Origin of the sequence: Elioraea sp. Yellowstone (assembly GCF_006704265.1) — a bacterium.
Lineage (GTDB): Bacteria > Pseudomonadota > Alphaproteobacteria > Acetobacterales > Acetobacteraceae > Elioraea.
In genome coordinates, this window is sequence record NZ_VIKA01000205.1 from 1 (window position 1) to 4,755 (window position 4,755).

Annotated in this window: 5 protein-coding genes and 1 pseudogene; all 6 read right to left on the reverse strand. The window is 69.8% G+C overall.

Annotated features, from left to right (window positions below):
- A pseudogene (locus FK498_RS17465) lies at window positions 1–390 on the reverse strand (hypothetical protein); the annotation flags it as partial.
- On the reverse strand, window positions 387–764 hold the full coding sequence (locus FK498_RS17470) for a carboxypeptidase-like regulatory domain-containing protein (protein ID WP_141856818.1): 378 nt from the start codon (window positions 762–764) through the stop codon (window positions 387–389). The pseudogene FK498_RS17465 and the gene FK498_RS17470, both read right to left, overlap by 4 nt.
- Window positions 761–1,573: a carbohydrate ABC transporter permease gene (locus FK498_RS17475; protein ID WP_141856820.1), complete on the reverse strand. Its 813-nt coding sequence runs from the start codon at window positions 1,571–1,573 to the stop codon at window positions 761–763. The genes FK498_RS17470 and FK498_RS17475 overlap by 4 nt, the downstream gene beginning before the upstream one ends.
- Entirely contained in the window at window positions 1,573–2,487 is a 915-nt protein-coding gene (locus FK498_RS17480; protein WP_141856822.1) for a carbohydrate ABC transporter permease, read from the reverse strand. Before FK498_RS17480 ends, FK498_RS17475 begins: the two co-directional genes overlap by 1 nt.
- 3 nt (window positions 2,488–2,490) lie before the next feature.
- Entirely contained in the window at window positions 2,491–3,738 is a 1,248-nt protein-coding gene (locus tag FK498_RS17485) for an ABC transporter substrate-binding protein (RefSeq protein ID WP_141856824.1), read from the reverse strand.
- Window positions 3,739–3,779: 41 nt separating this feature from the next.
- The coding region (locus tag FK498_RS17490) for a Gfo/Idh/MocA family protein (protein ID WP_141856826.1) at window positions 3,780–4,755 on the reverse strand (976 nt) is incomplete at its 5' end.

A 4,755-nucleotide genomic window follows, 5' to 3' on the forward strand; every position in this document is an offset into this window, starting at 1 on the left:
GAGCACCTGGACGCGACGGCCGGCGAAGACGATGCCGGCGGCCCGGGCGGCGGCCAGGAACCCCGCACCGTCGCAGTTGCTGGCCTGCCAGCCCCCGGCCACCGGCCGGAGCATGTTCGCCGAACCGGCGCGCCGCGCCGCCTCGTCCGGGGTCGCGAACGCCAAGGCCGCGATCTTGTGCGGGATCGTCAGGACGAGCCCGGCGAGGTTCCGCACCGCGCGCATGCCGGCCAGGAAGGGCGCAAGACCGTCGGGCGCGACATGCATCGCGAGATAGACCGCGTTGGCGCCGCGCGCGGCGATCGCCTCGGCGTACCGGGCGAAGCCCTTGATGTGCGCCGTCGGGTCGCCGACGATCGCGATGATGCGGGTCGAGCCGTCGATCGTCATCGCGCGGTGAGCACGAGCGGCGCGGCCAGGCGATGCTCCTGGGCGCGGAACCACAGCCGCACCGTCCTGCGCTCGCTGCGGCCGCGATCCGCGCGCTCGGCCTCGAGCTGGACGGCGTGGCTGTCGTTGTTCTCGAAGCGGAAGTAGCCGTCCGCGTCGGTGAGCGTGCGTTGGCGCGGATCGTTGGTGATGAAGGAGCGGTTGAACAGCGTCACGGTGGCGCCGGCGACGGGCCGTCCCTGCGCATCGACGACGCGCCCCTCGATCACGCCGGTGGCGTTCGCGGCCACATGGACGTTCCACGCGACCGTCGCGACCGCGATCAGCCCCGGCACGACCACCCAGCGCGAGCGCATCCAGGCGGGCAGGGTCATCCCTTGGTCGCTCCCGAGGTGAGGCCGCGGATGAACTCCTTCTGCGCCATCAGGAAGACCAGGATCCCCGGCAGCAGCACCATGACGACGAAGGCGTAGAGCGCGCCGGTGGTGTCCTCGAGATAGGACAGGAACCGGGCGAGGCCGAGCGGCAGGGTCTGCATCTCGGCGTCGCGGGTGATGATCAGCGGCCACATGAAGCTGTTCCACGACCAGATGAAGGCGAGGATGACGTTGGTCGCGATCGCCGGCTTCGAGAGCGGCAGGAGAACGGTGGCGATGATGCGCCACTCTGACAGACCGTCGATCCGTGCGGCGTCGATCAGGCTCTTCGGCACCGCCTCGAACGCGGCCTTGTAGATGAAGATGCAGACGATGGTGGAGAGAAGCGGCAGCGCGAGCCCGAGATGGGTGTTCAGCACGCCAAGCCTGGCGGAGATCAGGTAGGCCGGGATGATGGTGGCCTGGAACGGGATCAGCATGCAGGAGAGCAGCAGCAGCAGCACCAGCCGCTTCGCCGGGAAGTGCCTCGTCAGCGCATAGCCGGCGAGCGCGTTCAGCACCACGTTGCCGGCCACCGCCAGCGCCGAGACGATCGCGCTGTTGAGCAGGTAGCGCGGGAAGGGGATCAGGTACCAGACATCGACGAAGTTGAAGAGATGCGGGTCGAGCGGCGTCAGCCGCGGCGGATAGGCGTAGATGTTCTCGTCGGTGATCGCCGTCTTCAGCACCCAGTAGAACGGCAGCAGCATCGCCGCCGAGACGAGGATCAGCACGGCGTGGCGCGCCCAGGGGAAGTGGCGGCGCATCAGTCGCGCTCCACCGCGCCGGCATTGCCGCCGGCGGCCCAGTTCGCGAGCACGGTGAGGAACAGCAGCAGCGCGAACTGCACCACCGTGATCGCAGCAGCGTAGTCGAACCTGGTCTGGCCGAACCCGGCCTTGTAGATGTAGGTGATCAGAAGCTCGGTCGCATGTCCCGGCCCGCCGTTCGTCATGATGTAGACGAGATCGAAGCTCGTGAAACTGTTGAGCAGCCCGATCACGGCGCAGAGGAACAGCGAGGGGCGCAGCATCGGCAGCGTGATGCGCAGGAACCGCGCCCAAGCGGGCGCGCCGTCGATCCGTGCCGCCTCATAGAGATGCTGCGGGATCGACTGCAGCCCCGTCAGCAGCACGATCATGTAGAAGCCGATCACCTGCCAGATGTCGGTGACGATCACCGCCGGCAGCGCCATGTCGAACGAGGCGAGGAAGCCGAGCGGCTCGTCGATCAGGCCGGCCGAGCGCAGCACCCAGTTGAAGAAACCGCCGCGCTCGTCATACATCCAGCGCCAGATGATGCCGACCGCGACCGTCATCAGCGGATAGGAGAGGAAGACGATCGTGCGATAGACCGGCGCGCCCCTCAGGTCGCTGTTCACCAGAAGCGCGATGCCAAGGGCGAGCGCGATCGCCACCGGCGCGGCGCCGATCCAGACCAGCGTGTTCCAGAGCGCCTGCCAGAACACCTCGTCCCACAGGAACATCTCCTCGTAGTGCTCGAGTCCGACCCAGCGCGCCGGGCGCATGGGCGACCAGGACTGGAACGACAGAACCACGTTCCAGCCGAGCGGGATCAGCCGGTAGAGCAGGAAGATCGCGAGCGAGGGTGCAAGGAAGCAGACGATCAGCGCAAGCTCGCGCGTCCGCTTCCTGCCGTACCAGCCGGCGGCAGCCGCCACCGCTCAGCCCCGGTCGAGCTCCCGCTGCACGCGCCGCTCGGCATCCGCCAGCGCGCGCGCGGCCGGCTTGCGGCCGAGCAGGGCGTTCTGCATTTCGGGCCAGAACGCCTCCTTGATGCGGCTGTCGAGCGGCGTGCGCCAGTTGCCGACCATCTTGTCGGTGTGCTCGATCTGGGTGCGCAGGATCGCGTGGACGGTCGGGTCCTCCTTCTCGAGCTTGGCCAGGAGGGCGGTATCGACGGCGGTGTTGCCGGTGAGGATGCGGCGCTGGTTCGCAAGCTGGCCGGCCTGCGCGTCGGCGGTGACGTGCTTGACGAAGGCGATCGCAAGCTCGGGATGCTTCGAGCCCTTGCTGACGCCGAGCCCGTGGCTGTTGGGCGTGGAGTAGCCGCCGGGCGCGTGCGCGACCCCGAGCGTCTCCGGCGTCACCCAGGCACCCTGGCCCTTGAAGAAGTAGTAGGCGGGGCTGTGGGCATGCAGCATGCCGACATTGCCCGTGCCGAAGGCGCCGTTCGGCTCGACCCAGCGGCCGGTCCAGGAGATCTTGTTGATGGCGCCGGTGTCGGAGGCGCGCGCGAGCTTCTCGACCACCTCGACCGTCTTCGGCGTGTTGAAGGCCGTCCTCTTGAGGTCCGGGGTCAGGAGCTCGATGCCGTTCATCGCGAAGAGCGGCCAGTAGAGCCAGTCGAAGTTCAGCGTCAGGAAGCCGGTGCGGTCGCCGCCCTTGATGCGGTCGGCGAAGGCGAGGATCTCGTCGAACGAGCCCGGCGGACCGGCGAGGCCGGCCTGCCGGAACAGCAGCTTGTTATAGAACAGCAATGTCTTGGTGATGTAGAACGGCACCATGAAGGTGCGCCCCTGGTAGGTCCAGTTGGCGAGATACTCGGCGTTGAAGCGGCTCTTCACCGTGGAGTCGGAAGCGATCGCGTCGGTCAGGTCCATCAGCGCGCCGTTCGCGGCGTATTCCAGCCAGAGCGCGCCCTGCGTGTTGATCACGTCGGGCGGCGTGCCGGCGGCGAGCTGCGTCTGGTAGAAGGGCGGCAGTTCCGGCCCCTTCTTGTCCAGCCACTCGACCTCGGCGCCCGGATTGGCGCGCTGGAAGCCCTCGATCCAGCCGCGGATCAGCGGCTCCTGGTCGATGATGTTCCAGGTCAGGAAGCTGATCTGCCTCCGCGTCTGCGCGATCGCCGGTGCGGCGAGCGCCGCGGCAAGCGCGGCCGGGGCCTTGAGGGCGGAACGGCGACCGAGCATGGGTTCCCTCCGGGTCTTGTGCGTTTGGTTTCGATGCTAGATCAGCCGCACGCCTCGCGCCAAGCGATCTCGCGGCCTTCGCGTGCCGAGCGTTCGGCGAGCAGGCAGGCGGCGACCGCAGCGCGCCCTTCCTCGGGGGTGACGAGCGCACGGCCGGCGCGGAAGCCCCGGATCGCCTGCTCGGCCTGCGTGGCGAGCTCGTGCACTTCGCCGGAGGGCGCGAAGTCCAGCGCTTCGGCGCGCGCGCCGGGCGCGGCGCGGCCGCGGAACAGGTGCAGGCTCGCGGTCGCGGTCTCGGCGCGATCCATGGCCGCCGACCAGAGCGCGCGGATCGAGCCGGCCTCGCCGATCACCGCGACGGCGAGGTGGTGCTCGAAGCCGGCGACCGTGTTGACGACGGTCGCGGCCGCGCCGTCGGCGAAGCGCAGCGTGGCGGAGAACGCGCGCGGCATCGCCGGGTCGCCCACGGCGTCGGCGCGCAGCAAGACGGGCTCTCCCGAGGCGCGCAGCCACCAGAGCGCGAGATCGGCGTGGTGCACCGCCTCCTCGAGGAGCCAGGAGCCGACGCGCGCGCGGTCGTAGCGCCAGCCGCCTGCCCCGCTGCGATAGGGGAAGCGGAACAGGCTGATCTGCACCGCTTCGGGCCGGCCGATCGCGCCCTCGTCGATCAGCGCGGCGATGCGGCCGAACTGGGTGGAGAGGCGCAGCTCGTGGCCGATCGTCAGCACGCGGCCGGAGGCGCGCGCGGCCGCGACCAGCGCATCGCACTGCACGAGCGTGAGCGCCATCGGCTTCTCGAGCAGCACATGCTTGCCCGCGCCGAGGGCCGCCAGCGCCACCTCCGCATGCAGGTGGTTGGGCACGGCGACGAACACCGCCTCGATCTCCGGGTCGGTGACGGCCTCGCGCCAGTCGCCGAGGACGCGCGCCTGCGGCCAGTCGGCCCGCGCCGTGCCCGCCGCCTCGCCGCGCGCGGCGATCACCGCGAGCCGTGCCGACGGCGCGGCGGCGAGCGCG